12 protein-coding genes and 1 pseudogene are annotated in these 14,270 nt (G+C 72.4%); 12 read left to right on the plus strand and 1 reads right to left on the minus strand.

The features are described 5' to 3' along the window. Nucleotides 1–104 precede the first annotated feature (104 nt). The 12 genes and pseudogenes from AMS65_RS09515 (at nucleotide 105) to AMS65_RS09570 (ending at nucleotide 13,546) form a co-directional block, all read left to right on the plus strand. Complete coding sequence (locus AMS65_RS09515) at nucleotides 105–1,391, plus strand: efflux RND transporter periplasmic adaptor subunit (protein WP_075200934.1); 1,287 nt, start codon at nucleotides 105–107, stop codon at nucleotides 1,389–1,391. After that, a complete protein-coding gene (locus AMS65_RS09520; protein ID WP_053383918.1) occupies nucleotides 1,391–2,149 on the plus strand; it encodes an ABC transporter ATP-binding protein in 759 nt (252 codons plus the stop codon). Before AMS65_RS09515 ends, AMS65_RS09520 begins: the two co-directional genes overlap by 1 nt. Further along, on the plus strand, nucleotides 2,146–3,378 hold the full coding sequence (locus AMS65_RS09525) for an ABC transporter permease (RefSeq protein ID WP_053383919.1): 1,233 nt from the start codon (nucleotides 2,146–2,148) through the stop codon (nucleotides 3,376–3,378). Before AMS65_RS09520 ends, AMS65_RS09525 begins: the two co-directional genes overlap by 4 nt. Before the next feature lie 74 nt (nucleotides 3,379–3,452). Beyond that, complete coding sequence (locus AMS65_RS19805) at nucleotides 3,453–4,268, plus strand: hypothetical protein (RefSeq protein WP_053383920.1); 816 nt, start codon at nucleotides 3,453–3,455, stop codon at nucleotides 4,266–4,268. After that, nucleotides 4,261–6,207 carry an HlyD family efflux transporter periplasmic adaptor subunit gene (locus tag AMS65_RS09535; RefSeq protein ID WP_053383921.1) on the plus strand — a complete coding sequence of 649 codons (1,947 nt, stop codon included), beginning with the start codon at nucleotides 4,261–4,263 and terminating at the stop codon, nucleotides 6,205–6,207. Before AMS65_RS19805 ends, AMS65_RS09535 begins: the two co-directional genes overlap by 8 nt. A 57-nt stretch (nucleotides 6,208–6,264) precedes the next feature. Beyond that, nucleotides 6,265–7,008 carry a response regulator transcription factor gene (locus tag AMS65_RS09540; protein WP_053383922.1) on the plus strand — a complete coding sequence of 248 codons (744 nt, stop codon included), beginning with the start codon at nucleotides 6,265–6,267 and terminating at the stop codon, nucleotides 7,006–7,008. Next, a complete protein-coding gene (locus AMS65_RS09545) occupies nucleotides 7,001–8,515 on the plus strand; it encodes a HAMP domain-containing histidine kinase (RefSeq protein ID WP_075200935.1) in 1,515 nt (504 codons plus the stop codon). Before AMS65_RS09540 ends, AMS65_RS09545 begins: the two co-directional genes overlap by 8 nt. A gap of 92 nt (nucleotides 8,516–8,607) precedes the next feature. Continuing rightward, the gene (locus AMS65_RS09550; RefSeq protein WP_083451612.1) at nucleotides 8,608–9,648 is read left to right on the plus strand and encodes an iron-siderophore ABC transporter substrate-binding protein; all 1,041 of its coding nucleotides are present in this window, start codon (nucleotides 8,608–8,610) and stop codon (nucleotides 9,646–9,648) included. Next, nucleotides 9,645–10,691 carry a FecCD family ABC transporter permease gene (locus AMS65_RS09555; protein ID WP_053383924.1) on the plus strand — a complete coding sequence of 349 codons (1,047 nt, stop codon included), beginning with the start codon at nucleotides 9,645–9,647 and terminating at the stop codon, nucleotides 10,689–10,691. The genes AMS65_RS09550 and AMS65_RS09555 overlap by 4 nt, the downstream gene beginning before the upstream one ends. Further along, nucleotides 10,688–11,713, plus strand: a complete 1,026-nt coding sequence (locus tag AMS65_RS09560; protein WP_241489403.1) for a FecCD family ABC transporter permease — start codon at nucleotides 10,688–10,690, stop codon at nucleotides 11,711–11,713. The genes AMS65_RS09555 and AMS65_RS09560 overlap by 4 nt, the downstream gene beginning before the upstream one ends. Further along, nucleotides 11,710–12,510 (plus strand): annotated as a pseudogene (locus AMS65_RS20330) (ABC transporter ATP-binding protein); the annotation flags it as partial. The gene AMS65_RS09560 and the pseudogene AMS65_RS20330, both read left to right, overlap by 4 nt. Then, nucleotides 12,503–13,546, plus strand: coding sequence for a siderophore-interacting protein (locus tag AMS65_RS09570; RefSeq protein ID WP_083451585.1), 1,044 nt, complete (start codon nucleotides 12,503–12,505; stop codon nucleotides 13,544–13,546). The pseudogene AMS65_RS20330 and the gene AMS65_RS09570, both read left to right, overlap by 8 nt. On the opposite strand, the gene AMS65_RS09575 is transcribed toward AMS65_RS09570, so the two are convergent. Then, on the minus strand, nucleotides 13,513–14,217 hold the full coding sequence (locus AMS65_RS09575) for a DNA-3-methyladenine glycosylase (RefSeq protein WP_053383925.1): 705 nt from the start codon (nucleotides 14,215–14,217) through the stop codon (nucleotides 13,513–13,515). The genes AMS65_RS09570 and AMS65_RS09575 overlap by 34 nt on opposite strands. Nucleotides 14,218–14,270: the final 53 nt, after the last annotated feature.

The raw sequence follows: 14,270 nt of genomic DNA on the forward strand, positions 1-14,270 counted from the left end.
GGCTGCCTCTCATACTCGGCTTACGGTCGCCATAGTCGCCGTTCCTACGCTCGATTCGAACCCGGGATCCCGGGAGGAACCAAGCTGAATCGGAAGGCTGGACCATGGCCCCAGGCAGGGCGAGAGCATTCTTCGCGGGACGACGGACGCGGACGTGGGTGATCCTCGGAGGCATCGGCGTGCTGGGGCTGGTGGGCGCCGCGACCGCCGCGATCCTGCTGTCCCAGCAGAGCGCCGCCCAGGCGGTGCCGGCCACCCGGAACGTCGCGGCGAGTCTCGAGACGCTCGACCGGACGGTCGAGACCTCGGGAGTCCTCGCTCCGGCGGTGCAGGAGGAGGTGAACTTCATCGCCTCGGGCACCGTGACCCGTGTCGCTGTCGACGCGGGAGACACGGTCGAGGAGGGGCAGATCCTCGCCGTCGTCGACACGATGACCGTCGATGCGGAGCTGCTGCAGGCCCGGGCGGATCTCGCGGATGCCGAGGCGCAGCTGGTCAGCGCGCAGTCCGACGATGACGGGTCCGTCGCCTCCGCCGCGCGCATCAGCGCGCGGGAGGCCGCGGTGACCGTCGCGCAGCAGCAGGTCGAGAGCGCCCAGGAGGCGGTGGACGGGGCGACACTGCGGGCGCCCGTGGCGGGGCTCGTGACCGCGGTGTCGCTCTCGGTCGGCGACGTCGTCACCGGCGGGTCTTCGAGCGCGGGATCCGGCGCCGCGGGATCCAGCACGGCGGGAAGCGGGGCCTCCGGGCAGGGCGGGGCGACGAGCGGCGGGGCGACGACCGACGCCGCGAGCGCGTCCGCGCAGTTCTCGATCGTCGGCACCGATGCCTGGGAGGTCTCGGTCTCAGTCGGCGAGACCGAGGTCGGCCTCATCGAGGCGGGCGATCAGGTCGAGCTCGAGACGGCCGACGGGGCGCCGCTCTTCGGCGTCGTCGACACCGTGGGCCGGCTCCCGTCGACGAGCTCCGGCAGCGCCGCCTTCCCCGTGACGATCTCGATCACCGGCACCGCCGAGGGACTCTTCGACGGCATGTCGGTGACCGCGACCATCGTGTACGAGCGCCGTCACGAGGTGCTCACGGTGCCGAGCGCCGCCGTCAGCTCCGCCGCCGACGGCACGAGCACCGTGACGCTGATCGACGCCGAGGGCGATGCGTCGCAGCGCGAGGTGGCCGTCGGGGAGGTCTCGGGGGATCTCACGGAGATCACCGACGGGCTGGAGGAGGGCGACCTCGTGCAGATGACCGTGTTCACACCCGGTGAGGGCGACTCCGGGGGCGGCCAGAGACCGGGCTTCGGCGATGGCCAGCTGCCCGACTTCGGCGGCGAGATGCCGGGCTTCGGCGACGGGCAGCTGCCCGATTCCGGCGGCATGAGGGGCGGCCAGTGATGAGCGGCACGCCGATCCCTCCCGGGCAGCCCCGCGGCGCGCGCGGGCACGGGGAACCCGTGATCGAACTGCGCGGGGCGCGCAAGACCTACCGCTCGGGCGACATCGAGTTCGAGGCGCTGCGCGGGGTGAACCTCAGCATCCGCGCGGGCGAGTACCTCGCGATCATGGGGCCCTCCGGCTCCGGGAAGTCGACGCTGATGCACGCGCTGGGGTGCCTCGACACGCTCTCGGAGGGCAGCTACCGGCTCGACGGCGTCGATGTCGAGGACCTGGGCGAGGAGGAGCTCGCGGAGGTGCGCAACCGCAAGATCGGCTTCGTGTTCCAGCAGTTCCACCTGCTGCCCGAGCTGACCGCGTGGCAGAACGTCGCGCTGCCGCTCATGTACGGGCGCGTCCCGCCGCACGAGCGCCGCGAACGCGCCGCGGTCGCGCTCGAGAAGGTCGGTCTCGGCGATCGCCTGGACAACCGCCCCGGCGAGCTGTCGGGCGGCCAGCAGCAGCGCGTGGCGGTGGCCCGCGCCCTCGTCACCGAACCCACGATGGTGCTCGCCGACGAGCCGACGGGCAACCTCGACACCGTCTCGACCGAGGACGTGCTGGCGCTGTTCGACGAGCTCCACGCACTGGGCCGCACCATCGTACTCATCACGCACGAGCAGGAGGTGGGCGAGCGGGCCGAGCGCATCGTCCGGGTGAAGGACGGCGTGATCGACCGCGAGCTCGTGGGCGGCGGCGAGCGGGTGGGCGCACGATGAACTGGAACGAGACGCTGCACTCGAGCTGGGCGGCCGTGCGGGCGCACACCATGCGGTCGCTCCTGACGGTCCTGGGGATCCTGATCGGTATCGCAGCGGTCATCATGACCGTCGGGCTGGGGCTCGGCACGCAGAAGGACGTGAGCGAGGAGATCAGCTCGCTGGGCAGCAACCTGCTCATCGTCTCGCCGGGGTCGAGCACGGGATCGGACGGGGTCCGGGGCGGTTTCGGCACGGGGACGACGCTGATGCGAGCCGACGCCGCGGCGCTGGAGAGCGAGATCGCGGCTCCCGATGTCGCGGCGGTCGCCGCGGAGAAGTCGATCTCGCTGTCGCTCGAGGCGAACGGCACGAACTGGACCACGAGCGTCACCGGCACCACCGAGAGCTGGCTCGAGGTGCGCTCCCGCGAGGTGGCGTACGGCGAGTTCATCACGGACGAGCACGACGCGGCGGGAGCCGCAGTCGTGGTGCTCGGCTGGGAGACCGCGCAGGAGCTCTTCGGCACGGCGAACGCGGTCGGATCCTCGGTATCGATCGACGGGCAGGCCTTCGAGGTGATCGGGGTGCTCGCGAGCGCGGGATCCGACACCTCGAGCAACCTCGACGACGTCGCGATCGCGCCTCTGGCGACGGTGGCCGATCGCCTCGTCGGCGGCACCGGCAGCCGGAGCGTCTCGACGATCTACCTGCAGGCCGCCTCGACCGATCGCCTGTCGGCCGCGTACCAGCAGGCCGTGCAACTGCTGCTGAACCTGCACGGCATCACCGACGCCGACGGCGCCGACTTCTCGATCGACAGCCAGGACGCCTTGGTCTCCACCGCGACGAGCGTGTATCGCACGCTCACCGTGCTGCTCACGGGCATCGCCGCGCTGTCGCTGCTCGTCGGCGGCATCGGGGTGATGAACATCATGCTGGTGTCGGTGACGGAGCGCACCCGGGAGATCGGGCTGCGCAAGGCGCTCGGCGCCCCGAGCTGGGCGATCCGGAGACAGTTCCTCACGGAGGCCGCGATCCTCGGGCTCAGCGGGGGGCTCCTGGGCGCCGTGCTCGGGATCGGCGCCGCGCTCCTGCTTCCCGGGGTGATCGGCAGTTCGATCGTCGTCTCGCCGGCGGCGGTCGTCCTGTCGATCGCCATCGCCGTCGGGATCGGCGTCGTCTTCGGGGTCTACCCGGCGACGCGCGCCGCGAAGCTCGCCCCGATCGATGCGCTCCGAGCCGAATGACCCGAGCCGAATGACTCGAGCCGAAACCACCCGAGCCGAATGACCCGACAGACCGACCCCGTGGAGGACACGCCATGAACATCGCACGCACGCAGACCCTCGCCGCGCTCGGCGCACTGGGCCTCGCCGCGCTCGCCCTGACCGGCTGCTCGGCGAGCCAGGACGACGCCGTCGCCGCAGAACCCGCCCAGCAGAGCGGGGAGGCCCCCGCCGAGCAGCTGCCGAGGGGCATCAGCGGCGAGATCGCGGCGGTGACCGACGGCCTGCTGCAGGTGCAGGACGCGGAAACGCAGACCGCGGTCTCCTACACCGCAGACACCGCGATCACCCAGGAAGTAGCGGCGCAGCTCTCGGACGTCGTCGCCGGAGTCTGCATCGCCGGCTTCGGCGGGAGCGATGATTCCTCCGGGGCGCTCACCGGCGTCGCCATCACGCAGCCCGTCGACGGCGAGTGCTCGGCGGGGCTCGGCGGGCGCGGGGGCATGGGCGGCGGGATGCCGGAGGGCCTGCCGGAGGGAGCCGAGCCGCCGGAGGGCTTCGAGCCTCCGGCCGACGGCGGGATGCCGGAGGACCCGCCCCAGGGCGGCTTCGGTGGAGCCTCCCGCGGGATGGTGACCGCGGTCGACGGGACCACGATCACCATCGACGCCGTCTCGATGGGCGGCGAAACGAGCTCGCAGGACGTGCTCGTGGACGATGCGACCGCCTTCACCCGGACCGCGGAGGCCTCGAGCGACGCGCTGGCCGCCGGCGCCTGCGTGGTCGCCACGGGCGAGTACTCGGGCGACCGGTACGCCGCGACCTCGCTCGCGGTGTCGGAGCCCGGTGACGACGGCTGCAACGCCGGCTTCGGCGGCGGATTCCCGGGACGAGGGAGCGGCGATGAGTGAGCCTGAGCAGCCGCGCGGCACGCGGCGGCCGCTGCGCAGGAGGCTGCGCAGGGCGCTCTTCGCCGGGGGCGGGATCGCCGCCGCCGGGGTGCTGGCGTTCGTGGGAACCGGGATCGCCTCGGCCCTGACCGCGGGATCCGGGTACCGCACCGCTCTCGTCGAGCGCGCCGCGGTCAGCGAGTCGGTGCAGACATCGGGCACGGTCGCCGCGGTCAGCCGGTACGATCTCGTGTTCCAGACGGACGGCACGGTCGCCACGGTCGACGTGGCGCTGGGCGACACCGTGAGCGCGGGGCAGACCCTCGCCACCCTCGATCGCGACGCGCTCGAGGACGCCGTGGCCGAGGCGGAGGAAGCGCTGAGCAGCGCGGAGCAGACGCTGGCAGAGCACGCCGAGGCGCAGGCCTCGGGTACGACCGCGGAGACGTCGTCGCCCACGGGGACCCCGGCGGCGATGCTGCCCGTCGCCGCGGTGCCCGTCGCCGCGGTGGTCGCCGTCGTGCAGCAGGGCGTCGCGACGATCATCGGGGGCACTGCTGCGGATGGATCCACCGCCGCGGGCACGGCCGACGTCGAGGCTGCGGTGCTGCGCGTCACCGACGCGCAGCAGGCGATGCTCGCCGCACATCGGGAGACGCAGGCGCTCCTCGAGGCGACGAACAGCACGATCGCAGCCGCGGATGACGCCTGCGCGCCGTTCCTGGGCGCGCTCCTGAGGGATCCGGAGGGGGACGATGCCGGAGTCGATGCCGGAGTCGAGGCCGGGATGACGCTCGAGCAGGCGCAGCAGGCGCTCGCCGACTGCCAGGGCGCCATCATCGCCGTGCGCGACGGACAGGCGGGGGGCAGCGCCGGGCAGCAGGAAGTGCAGGATCTCGCCGCCGCTCTCGACGCGGCGGTCGTCGAGCTGCAGCGGGTGCTCGCGGACGAGGGATCGGGAGCTGATACCGGGGGTGCTGACGCCGGGGGCGCAGGCCCCGGGGGACCAGACACCGGGGGCGCGGGTGCCGGGGGAGAGAGCCCCGGCGACGCCGGGGCGGGGACCGGCGCCGGCTCCGGCTCCGGGGAGGGCACGACACTGCCCGGCGCGGGCTCGATCCCCGACACCGGCAGCACGGGCGGCGGATCAGGCGCGGCGTCCGGCGGCACCACCATCACGGCCGAGCAACTGCTCGCCGACCAGGCGGCGATCGATGCGGCCGAGGCCCGGCTGCGGATCGCCGAGGCGCAGCTCGCCTTCTCGGCGCTGACGAGCCCGATCGACGGCACCGTCGCCGCGATGGAGATCGCGGCGGGGGACTCGGTCGCAGCCGGTTCCGCAACCGCGGCCGTCACCGTGATCGGAGAGGACGGCTACGTGGTCGAGACGACGATCCCGCTCACGAACATCGCGAAGCTCGCCGTGGAGCAGGAGGTCGAGGCCGTCGTGAACGCGAGCGGCGAGACCTACCCGGGCGCGGTCTCCTCGATCGGACTGCTCGACGTGTCGAGCACGTCGACCCCCGCGTACACGGTGATCGTGGCGCTGGAGGCGGGGGACGACGAACTCCTGGTCGGGGGATCGGCCCGCCTGGACATCCGGACGGCGGCGACCGAGGACGCGCTGACGGTGCCCACCTCAGCCGTGCACCGAGACGGGGTCACGGCGACGGTGGACGTGATGAGCGGCGGAGAGGTCGAATCGGTGGACGTGGATCTCGGTGCGATCGGCAGCGAACGCACCGAGATCCTGTCGGGGCTCGAGGAGGGGCAGGCCGTCGTGCTGGCGGATCTCTCGCTCGAGATCTCCGGCGACGGCGATGACGACAGCGGCGCGGGGGGCCTCGCGGGCCTGGGCGGTTCGAACGACGAGCGCTCCCTCCCCGGGGGCGGATTCCCCGGGGGAGGGTTCCCCGGAGGCGGGGACCTGCAGCCGCCCGCCGGCGGCTTCGGCGGATAGTCCATCGGGTGCGCGGGCATTAGCCTGACGCATAGGAAGAAGAGGGTTAATGGAGGCATGAGAGAACGCGCATCGCACTCACCCGGGCTGATCGGACGGGACGGCAGTCCGATTCGAGCGCTCGTCGTCGACGACGAGCGCTCGCTCGCCGAGCTCATCGGCATGGCGCTGCGCTACGAGGGGTGGGACACCCGCATCGCGGAGACGGGCGCCGCCGCGCTCGCCGCACTGCGGGAGTTCCAGGCCGACGTGGTGGTGCTCGACGTCATGCTGCCGGACCTCGACGGGCTGCAGGTGATCCAGCGCCTGCGCGCCGAGGGCAACACGGTCCCGGTGCTGTTCCTCACGGCGCGCGATGCGCTGCAGGATCGGCTCGGGGGCCTCGGCGCGGGCGGCGACGACTATGTGACGAAGCCGTTCAGTCTCGACGAGATCGTGGCCAGGCTGCACGCCCTCGTGCGCCGCTCGAGCCAGCGGCTCGGCACACCGGAGCAGCCCGTGCTCCGGGCGGGGGATCTGACACTCGATCGCGACAGCTACGAGGTCGCGCGCGGCGGACAGCCGATCGAGCTGACCTCGACGGAGTTCGATCTGCTGCGCTGCCTCATGGAGCACCAGCGCCGAGTCGTCAGCAAGGCGAGGATCTACGGCGCCGTCTGGGGCGGCGAGTTCGACGGGCGCACGAACGTCGTGGAGGTCTACATCTCCTATCTGCGCAAGAAGATCGATGCCGGCCGGAGCCCGATGATCCACACGATCCGGGGTACCGGATACATCCTGAAGCCCGCCGCGGATGCCTAGGGCGGACTCGCGGCTCCGTGCCGCACGGCGCGCGATCGACGCGCGCAGGTGGTCCCTGCGGACCAGGATCGTGGCCGTGCTCGCCTTCACCGTGATCCTCCTCTCGAGCACGATCGCGGTCATCGCGCTGACGACGCTGCGGGCATCGCTGGTGCAGCAGCTCGACGGGGAGCTGCGGATGCTGGCCTCACGGGTGATGTTCGCCGCGTCGGCTCCGAGCGCGATTCCCGGTGCGGGCGTCGACGCGCTGGAGCTGGCGTTCGAGGGCCCGGGTGTCGTCAGCGGCGCGATGGCCATCGTCGGCGACGGCACGGGGCTCACCGGAGTGTACGTCGACGAGAGCTACACCGTGCAGCGCATGGACGAGGAGCGGGTGCTCCACCTGCTCGACGGGTGGGGCGACGACTCCCGCCACGAGGCCGACCCGGGAGTCGGGGCCGGGGTCTACCGCTTCGCCGGGGAGCAGCGCGGTATGACCACGGTGATCGTCGGCCTGCCGCTGGCCGGCGTCGAGCAGACCGTGTCGACGGTGGCGCTCACGATCGGGATCGTCGCCCTCGGCGGATGCCTCGTGCTCGGAGCGCTCGCCGCCTGGTACATCAGGCGTGAGATGCGTCCCCTGGAGCGGGTCGCGGCTGCGGCGGAGCATATCGCCGGCAGCCCGCTGGATCGCGGCGACGTGGAGCTGCGGCGAGCTGCGGCTCCGGGGGCGAGCGCGGCGGCCGAGATCGGGAGGCTGGTCTCGGGTTTCAACTCGATGATCGATCAGGTGGCGCGCGCCTTCCGCGTGCGCGAGGCGAGCGAGGCCAAGGTGCGCCGCTTCGTCGCCGACGCCTCCCACGAGCTCAGAACCCCGCTCGCGTCCATCCGCGGATACTCCGAGCTGACTCGGCGCATGGCCGAAGACCTCCCGGACGATGCCGCGTACGCGCTCGGCCGCATCGAGTCGGAATCGGTGCGGATGACGAGCCTGGTCGAGGACCTCCTGCTGCTGGCCAGGCTCGACGAGGGCCAGGAGCTCGAACGACTCAGCGTCGACCTGACGAGGCTCATCGGGGACGCGGTGAACGACGTCCGTATCGTCGGCCCCGAGCACGAGTGGCTGCTCGAGCTGCCCGCCCAACCGGTCATCGTGGTGGGCGATGCGCGGCGCCTGCATCAGGCCGTGGTCAACCTGCTGACCAACGCACGGGTGCATACGCCCCCGGGCACACGCGTCACCGTGCTGCTGGAGGATCGACCGGAGCGGGCGGTGATCGAGGTGCGGGACACCGGGCCGGGCATCCCCCCGGACCGGCTCCCGGAGCTGTTCGAGCGCTTCACCAGGGGAGACGACTCCCGAGCGCGCGCCACGGGCAGCACCGGTCTGGGGCTCGCGATCGTGCAGGGGATCGTCGAGGGACACGGCGGCGAGGTGCACGCCACGAGTCGCGCGGGGGACACGCGGTTCAGCCTGGAGCTGCCGCGGGACGGCTCAGCCGGCGCGAGGGGCGGCCATAGCATTTGACAATTTAGGCATGCCTAACCATCATGTGATGTGGTGCGCGAACGGTGCGCCTCGAGCGGAGTCGCTCGACGATCCAGCAGAAGGGAACGCTCTTGCGCGTCTCACGTCTTCTCCGCGGTGCAGCCGCACTCTCGCTCACCGCCGTGCTCGCCGCCTGTTCATCGGGAGGTGCGGCGCAGACCGGATCCGAGAGCGCCGGCTCGAGCGAGGGCTTCCCGATCGAGATCGAGCACGTCTACGGCACGACCACCATCACGGAGCGTCCCGAGCGCGTCGCCACGGTCGCCTGGGCGAACCACGAGGTGCCGCTCGCGCTCGGAGTCGTGCCGGTGGGGATGAGCAAGGCCACCTGGGGCGATGACGACGGCGACGGGGTGCTGCCCTGGGTCGAGGACCGGCTCGAGGAGCTCGGCGCCGAGACGCCCGTGCTCTTCGACGAGACCGACGGCATCGACTTCGAGGCCGTCGCCGACACCGAGCCCGATGTGATCCTCGCGGCCTACTCCGGCCTCACCGAGGAGGACTACCGCACGCTCTCGAAGATCGCTCCGGTGGTCGGCTATCCCGAGACGCCGTGGGGCACCTCGCTCGAGGACATGATCTCGCTCAACTCGACGGCGCTCGGTCTGCAGCCGGAGGGCGAGCAGCTCATCGAGGATCTGCATGCGCAGGTCGAGGACTCGCTCGCCGCGCACTCCGAACTCGAGGGCAAGAAACTGCTCTTCGCCTACTTGAACCCCTCCGATCTCTCGACGATCGGCTTCTACACCGTGCACGACACCCGCCCCGGCTTCCTCGCGGACCTGGGGCTGCCGCAGCCGGAGATCGTCGCTGAAGAGAGCGCGAAGACCGAGGACTTCTACGTCGAGCTCAGCTCGGACGTGGCCGACCGCTTCGCCGACGTCGACGTGCTCGTCACCTACGGCGATCCCGAGGGGGCGTTCGTGAAGCAGATCCAGGCCGACCCGCTGCTCTCGAAGATCCCCGCGGTGGCCCAGGGCCGGATCGCGATCCTCGAGGACGCGACGCCGCTCGCGGCCTCGGCGAACCCCTCGCCGCTCTCCATCGGGTGGGGCATCGACGACTACTTCGCGCTGCTCGCGGCCGCGACCGAGGGTCAGAGCGGGGAGTGACCCTGACGGCGGCCTCGGCTGCGGCTCCCGCGGTCGAGGCGCTGCGGCGCAGCACCGCCAGACGCACGGTCTGGCTGCTGGTGCTCGTCGTGCTCGTGCTGCTGCTCTGCGTGGCCTCGGTGGCGATCGGCGCCCGCACCGTGAGTCTCGCCGAGGTCGTCGGCGCGCTCCAGGGGTCGTCGGAGACCGTGGGTGAGGGGGCGGTGCTGAAGCGGCTGCCGCGCACCGTGCTCGCGGCGCTCGTCGGCGCCGCCCTGGCGGTGGCGGGAACCGCGATGCAGGCGGTCACCCGCAACCCGCTCGCCGAACCCGGCATCATGGGGGTGTCGAGCGGTGCGGCGCTCGCGGTCGTCGCGAGCATCAGCTTCCTCGGGGTGCACCGGCCCTTCGCACTGATGGGCATCGCGATCGCCGGCGCGGCGTTCGCGGCCGTCTTCGTGTATATCGTCGGTTCCCTCGGCAGCGGCGGGCCGACCCCCTACAAGCTGGCGCTGGCCGGCGCCGCGAGCGCGGCGGCGTTCATCTCGCTCACGAACGCGATCATGCTGCCCCGCGTCGATCTGCTGCGCACCTTCCAGTTCTGGCGCGTCGGCAGCGTCGGCGGGGCGAGCTGGGAGAGCATCTCCGTCGCGCTGCCGTTCCTCGTGGCCGGCGGCCTGATCTGCGTGTGGACCGCCCGCGGTATGAACTCCCTCGCGCTGGGCGACGCCCTGGCCACGGGACTCGGCGAGCACGTGATGCGCACGCGCGCCATCGCGGCGTGCGGCGCGGTCGTGCTGTGCGGCGCGGCCACCGCGGTCGCGGGGCCCATCGGCTTCGTCGGGCTGCTGGTGCCGCACCTCTGCCGCACCCTCATCGGCCCCGATCATCGCTGGCTGATCCCGTGCTCCGCGCTGGCCGGCGCGGTGCTGCTGCTCGGTGCGGATGTGCTCGGCCGGGTGATCGCACGGCCGGAGGAGGTCGAGGTGGGCGTGGTGACCGCGTTCCTCGGCGCGCCCTTCCTCATCTGGATCGTGCGCCGGCAGAAAGTGCGGGAGCTGTGAGCGCGGCGCTGATCGCGGCGGGGCGCCGGCGTCGGCTGCGCCGCCGCGGAGTCGCGATCGCCGGGCTCGCCGCCGCCGTGCTGATCGCCTTCGCGCTGACCCTCATGGTCGGCCGCACGTTCTACGGCCTCGACCAGGTGATCCCGGTCCTGCTCGGCGAGCCGGTGCCCGGAGCGGCGTTCACCGTGAGCGAGCTCCGCCTGCCGCGCGCGACGCTGGCCGTGCTCGCGGGGTTCGCCTTCGGAGTCGCCGGCGCCACGTTCCAGACGATGCTGGGCAACCCCCTGGCATCGCCGGACATCCTCGGCGTGAGCTCCGGTGCCGGGGCCGCCGCCGTGTTCGGGATCATCGTGCTCGGGCTGAACGACTCGGCGACCTCCGTCTTCGCGCTCGCCGGGGCGCTCGCGACGGCCGCGGCGATCTTCCTGCTGTCGAACCGGGGCGGCTTCGTCGGAACCCGCTTCATCCTGATCGGCATCGGCCTCGCCTCGATGCTGCAGAGCATCACCTCGTACATGCTCGCCCGGGCGGCCGAGTGGGACATCCAGCGGGCCATGCAGTGGCTCACCGGCAGCCTCAGCGGGGCCAGCTGGGAGCAGCTGCTGCCGCTCGCGCTCGCGACGGCCGCGCTGCTGCCCGTGCTGCTGCTCGGCGCCCGTTCGCTCGAGCTGCTGCGGTTCGGCTCGGACGCGGCGACGGCGCTGGGAGTGCCCGTGGGGCGCGCCCGTCTCGTGCTGATCGTCGCCGCCGTCGCCCTGCTCGCCTTCGCCACCGCCGGCAGCGGACCCATCATGTTCGTGGCGTTCATGGCCGGTCCGATCGCCGCCCGCCTCACCGGGCCCGGCTCGTCGACCCTCGTCCCGGCGGGCCTCACGGGGGCCCTGCTCGTGCTGCTCGCCGACCTGGTCGGGCAGAACCTGCTCGGCGAGCGCTACCCCGTCGGCGTCGTCACGGGTGTGCTCGGCGCGCCCTACCTGATCCTCCTCCTCATCCGCATGAATCGCACAGGACAGACCTCATGACCGCAGCATCCCACCAGCTGGCCGCCGAGGGGCTCAGCATCGCCTACGGCGATCGACGCATCCTCGACGGTCTCGACCTGGCATTCGAGCCCGGCCGCATCACCGCGATCGTCGGCCCCAACGGCTGCGGCAAGTCGACGCTGCTGCGCAGCTGCGCGAGACTGCTCAAGCCGGAGGACGGGGCGGTGACGCTCGACGGCCGCGCCATCCACACCCGGTCGACGAAGGAGCTCGCGCGCGTGCTGGGTCTGCTGCCACAGAATCCCATCGCGCCGGAGGGCATCACGGTGGCGGATCTCGTCGGGCGCGGCAGGCACCCGCACCAGCGCGCCATGGCGCGCTGGAACGCGCGCGACTACGAGGTGGTCGCCGCCTCGCTGGACTCCACGGGTACCGGCGACCTCGCCGATCGCGCCGTCGACGAGCTCTCGGGCGGGCAGCGCCAGCGGGTCTGGATCGCCATGGCGCTCGCCCAGGAGACGGAGGTGCTGCTGCTCGATGAGCCGACCACCTACCTGGACGTCACCCACCAGCTCGAGGTGCTCGACCTGCTCCGGGAGCTGAACCGGGAGCGCGGCACCACGATCGTGATGGTGCTGCACGATCTCAACCTCGCCGCGCGCTACGCCGACGTGCTCGTCGCGGTGCGCGAGGGCAGCGTCCGGGCGGTCGGGGCGCCCGCGGCGGTGCTCGACCCACCACTCGTGCGCGAGGTGTTCGCGCTCGATTGCCAGGTGATCGCGGACCCGGTCTGCGGCACCCCACTCGTCATCCCGATCGGAAGGCATCATGTCAGCAGCACGACAGACGCAGGCAGCACGACAGACGCAGGCGACCCAGCAGACCCAGGCGACCCAGCAGACGCAGGCGACTCAGCAGACGCTTCAGACCCCGTTCGCGGTGCGGCGGGCGAGGGTGCAGGGGGTGGACCGGGTCTCGCCGACGTTCGTCAGGGTGACGTTCGGCGGTGACGCGCTGCGCGAGGTCGGCAACCCCGGGCGCACGCTCGACCAGCGCATCAAGCTGATCTTCCCGTCCGCTTCGGGAGGGCTGCCCGCGCTCGCCGATGAGGCGGAGTGGTACGCGGCCTGGCTCGCGATCCCCGAGGACGCGAGGGGGTCGATGCGGACCTACTCGATCCGCGACCTGCTCGTGGCGGAGGACGGCGAGACGAGTCTCGTCGTCGACTTCGTGCTGCACCTCGAGGCCGGCGCCACCGGCCCGGCCTCGCTCTGGGCGAGCCGCGCAGCCGTGGGCGATGAACTGCTCGTCGTCGCCCCGCGCCGCGGACGCCTCGACGGCGGCGGGATCGAGTTCGAGCCGGGCGGTGCCGGGACCGTGCTGCTCGCCGGCGATGAGACGGCCGCTCCCGCGATCGCGCGTATCCTCGAGGAGCTGCCCGCGGATGCTCGCGGCGTCGCGTTCATCGAGGTGCCGGTGCCGGCGGATCGCCTGGACGTCGCGGCGCCTGCCGGAATCGAGCTGCGCTGGCTGCCGCGCGGCGAGGCCCTGCACGGAACGGCGCTCATCCCGGCGGTGCTGGCCTACCTGGACGAGCGCGCGCAGGTGAGCGCCGAGGACATCGCGCCGGAGGAGCACGGCGGGGGCGCCGGCGCGGAGCAGTTGCTCTGGGAGACCCCGCAGTACTCGGGGCTGGGCGAGGCGCTCGAGGTCGAGGCCGACCCCGACCACCACGAGCGCTACTTCTGGATCGCGGGGGAGAGCGGGGTGGTGACGACGCTGCGGCGCCATCTGGTGCGCGAGCTCGGGATCGCCCGTTCGCAGGTCGCCTTCATGGGCTACTGGCGGCGCGGGGTGGCGATGAAGGGCTGAGCGCCGATGAAGGGCTGAGCGCCGATGAAGGGCTGGGCGCCGCGGCCGGGACGGAACGCCGAGACCGTCGGATCGCCCGCGATCCAGAAGCGCCACGGGAACGCGGCACCACCGGCCTCGCCCGCCACGCCGACGCGCGGGCCGCTCGCGAGGTTCTCGGGCGAGGGGAGCCCGGCCTCATCGGACAGTCGCAGCGCGAACGGCGCCGCGAAGAGGTCGCGGCCGTCGTGGGTCTCGCGCCGGATCCCGAGGGCCGCGGCCAGGTTGCCGGGCCCCCGCGCCAGCATCCGCTCGGCGATCTGCGCGCCGCGCTTCGCTGAGCGCCGCCCCTGCGCCAGTTCGATGCCCGAGACGACCTCGCCGGCCCGGATCAGCACTCCCGAAGCGCTGCCCTCGGGCGAGCACACCATGTTGAGCGCGAAGTGCATGCCGTAGCTGAAGTAGACGTAGGCGTGGCCCGGCGGACCGAACATCGAGGCGTTGCGCTCGGTGCGGCGGTCCTTCGAGTGGGACCCCGGGTCGTAGGGGCCGTCGACGCCCACGCCGTGATAGGCCTCGACCTCCGTGATGCGCACCGTGACGCCGCCCTCCGGCGCGTCGACCGTGAGCAGCCCGCCGAGCAGCCGCGGAGCCACCTCCAGCGCGGGGGAGAGGAACAGCTCGCGGGTCATGCCCCCATTCTCCCAGGCGCCCCGCCCCGACGCGGGAGGCTACGCCGTCGGCG

Origin of the sequence: Leucobacter celer subsp. astrifaciens, assembly GCF_001273835.1 — a bacterium.
Lineage (GTDB): Bacteria > Actinomycetota > Actinomycetes > Actinomycetales > Microbacteriaceae > Leucobacter > Leucobacter celer.

Bases quoted from the DNA above. Each gene is read 5' to 3' on its own strand.
- AMS65_RS09515 (WP_075200934.1), top strand. From the start codon at position 105: ATGGCCCCAGGCAGGGCGAGAGCATTCTTCGCGGGACGACGGACGCGG.
- AMS65_RS09520 (WP_053383918.1), top strand. From the start codon at position 1,391: ATGAGCGGCACGCCGATCCCTCCCGGGCAGCCCCGCGGCGCGCGCGGG.
- AMS65_RS09525 (WP_053383919.1), top strand. From the start codon at position 2,146: ATGAACTGGAACGAGACGCTGCACTCGAGCTGGGCGGCCGTGCGGGCG.
- AMS65_RS19805 (WP_053383920.1), top strand. From the start codon at position 3,453: ATGAACATCGCACGCACGCAGACCCTCGCCGCGCTCGGCGCACTGGGC.
- AMS65_RS09535 (WP_053383921.1), top strand. From the start codon at position 4,261: ATGAGTGAGCCTGAGCAGCCGCGCGGCACGCGGCGGCCGCTGCGCAGG.
- AMS65_RS09540 (WP_053383922.1), top strand. From the start codon at position 6,265: ATGAGAGAACGCGCATCGCACTCACCCGGGCTGATCGGACGGGACGGC.
- AMS65_RS09545 (WP_075200935.1), top strand. From the start codon at position 7,001: ATGCCTAGGGCGGACTCGCGGCTCCGTGCCGCACGGCGCGCGATCGAC.
- AMS65_RS09570 (WP_083451585.1), top strand. From the start codon at position 12,503: ATGTCAGCAGCACGACAGACGCAGGCAGCACGACAGACGCAGGCGACC.
- AMS65_RS09575 (WP_053383925.1), bottom strand. From the start codon at position 14,217: ATGACCCGCGAGCTGTTCCTCTCCCCCGCGCTGGAGGTGGCTCCGCGG.